The 3,176-nt window shown below is 36.6% G+C and carries 5 protein-coding genes; 1 reads left to right on the top strand and 4 read right to left on the bottom strand.

Going from position 1 to position 3,176, the window contains the following annotated elements; genetic code table 11:
• Positions 1-2 precede the first annotated feature (2 nt).
• The 4 genes from PVK70_RS18540 to PVK70_RS18525 all read right to left on the bottom strand — a co-directional run bounded on the left by PVK70_RS18540 (position 3) and on the right by PVK70_RS18525 (position 2,028).
• The gene (locus PVK70_RS18540; protein WP_130049094.1) at positions 3-233 is read right to left on the bottom strand and encodes an RstC protein; all 231 of its coding nucleotides are present in this window, start codon (positions 231-233) and stop codon (positions 3-5) included.
• A 66-nt stretch (positions 234-299) separates the two neighbouring features.
• Entirely contained in the window at positions 300-596 is a 297-nt protein-coding gene (locus PVK70_RS18535; RefSeq protein ID WP_130049093.1) for a hypothetical protein, read from the bottom strand.
• The gene (locus tag PVK70_RS18530) at positions 593-874 is read right to left on the bottom strand and encodes a single-stranded DNA-binding protein (protein ID WP_130049092.1); all 282 of its coding nucleotides are present in this window, start codon (positions 872-874) and stop codon (positions 593-595) included. Before PVK70_RS18530 ends, PVK70_RS18535 begins: the two co-directional genes overlap by 4 nt.
• Positions 875-885: 11 nt before the next feature.
• A complete protein-coding gene (locus tag PVK70_RS18525; RefSeq protein WP_130049091.1) occupies positions 886-2,028 on the bottom strand; it encodes a phage/plasmid replication protein, II/X family in 1,143 nt (380 codons plus the stop codon).
• A gap of 117 nt (positions 2,029-2,145) precedes the next feature.
• On the opposite strand from PVK70_RS18525, the gene PVK70_RS18520 reads away from it, so the two are divergent.
• Positions 2,146-2,538 carry a helix-turn-helix transcriptional regulator gene (locus tag PVK70_RS18520; RefSeq protein ID WP_242504816.1) on the top strand — a complete coding sequence of 131 codons (393 nt, stop codon included), beginning with the start codon at positions 2,146-2,148 and terminating at the stop codon, positions 2,536-2,538.
• Positions 2,539-3,176 lie beyond the last annotated feature (638 nt).

Genomic DNA, 3,176 nt, shown 5'->3' with positions numbered 1-3,176 from the left:
CACTAGTGGGGATTGCTTACAGAATCAGTTGAGCTTTCTTTATTTATGATTTGTGGGTAAATTTGCATGAAACTTAATATGCCTTGTAAGTTTTCAATTTCTTCCTGCATATGATCTTGTAAGCTTATTGATATATCTTTTGGACAGCTTTCTGTTCGTAAGAACATTGAAATACTTGAAATGTTATTTATTTTCGCTTCTAAGTCCGTTAACGTGTATTCTTTAACAGTCATAATCAACTCCTTTCTAGTTGGTTCTGATGAAGCCCATTGCTGTTGCTGCAGTAATGGGTTTTTCTTTTAAATGTTAGTTGGTGATGAAATTAAAATTTGAGTTCCGATATCAAATGAAGCAACAATAATTGCTCTATCTTCTAGCTCTAATTTTTGAAATGCTTTAAATGCTTTTTTGAAACGTTTAAAACGAAATGCAGTATCTGGCATTGGAGTCCAACTTGTATTTCTTAGTATTTCATTATCAGTGAATGTTAATAAAAAATCGTCTTTTTCAGTATTGTGAATTAAGAATCCATGAAAAACGACATCTTTTGAAAGACCTAAATCCAATCTGATTTTAGTAAGATTCGGCTCAATCATAATTCAGATTCCAATGGCTGGATTAATTGTCCGAAACGTTTTAACTCCAATCCTCCAAAGTTATTAACGACATAACTAGAGCTATGAGGTGTATATAATCCAGCTGCATATGGTTCTTGTCCTTTTTCCATCGGTAATTTTATTTGAACTGGAAATTTCCCACCTAGATAAGCATAAGCAACTTGTTCATAAAAAGTTTTCCCTGGTTTATCGTCTCTTGGCTTTATTATTCGTTCAATTAAAACTGCATCTTCTTTAAACACTTCAATTTTCAACATATATATTTCCTCTATGCTATAGCTCTAAATGGTAAAATATTTGAATTCTCTACTGTTGGCATCTGATACCATTCTGGTATTTTCAATGGTTCTACTTTAATTACTTCAGAACGTTTTAAAGTCGGACATAAACGAGTAATATCAAACTGTTGGCCTATATCGATACCTATTTGTTTTAATCTTGCTTTATGCTCATAAAATTGTCTTTCTTTAAGTATTTCACGAATGTTCGAACCACTTTGCCACATGATTGCATAGCTTTGAGTGGCATTAGCTGCTTGACGACTTTTTACTATATTGAGTTCAAGTAATTGGTCTGCAATACTTTTGTGCACATCATGACTTATCTGTATGGTATTCATTGCATTCTCGATATCGTTTAAATGTGGGAGAAAATCTTCTTCTGAAACAAGGCCGTAAAATTGTAATCTGTGCTTTTTAAGAAGTAATTGTTTCAAGCTACTTTCATTTCTGACTACGCCTTGTTCGTCGCAATATGTAATTAATTGTTCTATATATTCGAGTTGTTTTTCTAATACGCCATCTTTTTTGCGTTTATCTTTTTTCAAGTGCTCCCTAAGTTCAAATGCTTTATCGTAAAGCTTGTTAATCATCCAACTAGAGCCATATCCCCACCCACAAGATTTACCATTTGGGAAAAGATGTGGCTTCCTCCCTCTACCAATTTGCATTGAAGACATACCACGAATAAAGGATGCCTGATTGCCCTTTCCTACCGCTAAATTTTGAGTCCAATCAATCGAAGTTATTTCAGCACCATTACCGACCAATGAAGTCGATTTGCCGTCAGGCGACTGGCGTGGAAAAAGTTTGGTGTTCTTTGTGAACTCAGGTAAATCATATTTTCTTAATATGTGATTGTAGATATCAACACATTCATCAAGAGTCTTTAAACCAAATAAGTTATCCATTCGTTGCCAACGAGATGGATTACCCTCTATACGAACTTTTTGGCCATCACAGCGAATAATGAGTTTTGTACTAAATGAACCCTCTAAGAATTTCTGATTAACTGATGGAGGTAAAGCCTCTCCAGTTTCAAGATTCAACCTTTCAATGACATGCGTACCCACGAGCGGAAGACCGCCCTCGGGATGAACTTGTTGCATGAAAAGCTGGTCAATGAAGTACAAATTAAAACCCTGTCAAGTACGTTTTTTTATAACATACACTCTACTTATGTATACTTCAAGCTATTGGTGTTAAAAAGTGGTGTTATACTTATAAAAAATCGTACCTAAAGGGGTTTTATGATGTTGAAAGATGTAATTAAGTCCGCACGTATGGAAAAAGGTTACACACAAGAAGAGATCGCTAAATTAGTGAAAGTAGCGAAGCAAACATATCTAAAGTGGGAAAATGGGGATACTGAGCCTAAAGCGACGCAAATAGGTTTATTAGCAACTCACCTAGGAATAACCGCTAATGAAATATGCTCAGGAAAAAGACACGGGAAAATGAGCTTGGAAGACTTTATTATCAAGTCAATGCTTGCTCGCGTTCCACAAGAGCTAATAACAATGTATTCATGGAGAATGATCCCCGACCATGAAGAGTTTTTTTCTGCAATAGAAAATACGAATCACGATGATTACTACAGTGACATGGCTGAAGTAGCTACAATCGAGCATTCGATAAGCTAAGTAAAACATGCAGATGTCCGCAGTTAGTTGGGGTGTAACATAACCCCAACCCAAAAGTCTCATAATGAGACAAGGGTACACTATTAAAGATAGTGTACTCTCGAACACTTCTTCCTCCTCCTCGCTCAGTCTTCGCTCTTCGTCGGTCGTCGTTGTCCGTTCGTTTTTAGTGAAGTAGCGTAGCGATAAACAGTTATTGAAATGAATAATTGTGTGGCAGGGTTCAAGAGCAAAAAGCGCTTGGCAGGGAGGCGGATTCTTTTTTATTTAACGAAGCCGGTTGGAGATTGATTTGCGATCATTTTAAGTGGAGTGAAAGAAAAGCGTTTCGCTCCGCTTATATGCGCAAGCGCATGAAAAACTTCGTCACGCAGCTCCTCATGAATGGCTAAGAACGTAGCGACCCATTAACGAAACTTAGGTGCGGTATGTCATTTTTTAACATACCGGTATGTTATCGATAACAAACTAGTTCGCATTACAGGAATTATGTTACGGGTTAACTTCTAAAAACGATTCTCACGATGAGCATTAAAAAGGCCAGCAAGCTGACCTCCTAAATGAGCATATCCCTCGCCCACTTTTTTATTCAGTTAAGCAAAGCAAACCACTCAACATAACTCAATGCACATAATGCG

The organism is Aliivibrio sp. A6 (genome assembly GCF_028765505.1).
GTDB classification, from domain to species: Bacteria; Pseudomonadota; Gammaproteobacteria; order Enterobacterales; family Vibrionaceae; genus Aliivibrio; species Aliivibrio finisterrensis_A.
The sequence above is the reverse complement of the archived record's forward strand: the minus strand, read 5'-3'. Positions and strand labels throughout refer to the sequence as shown.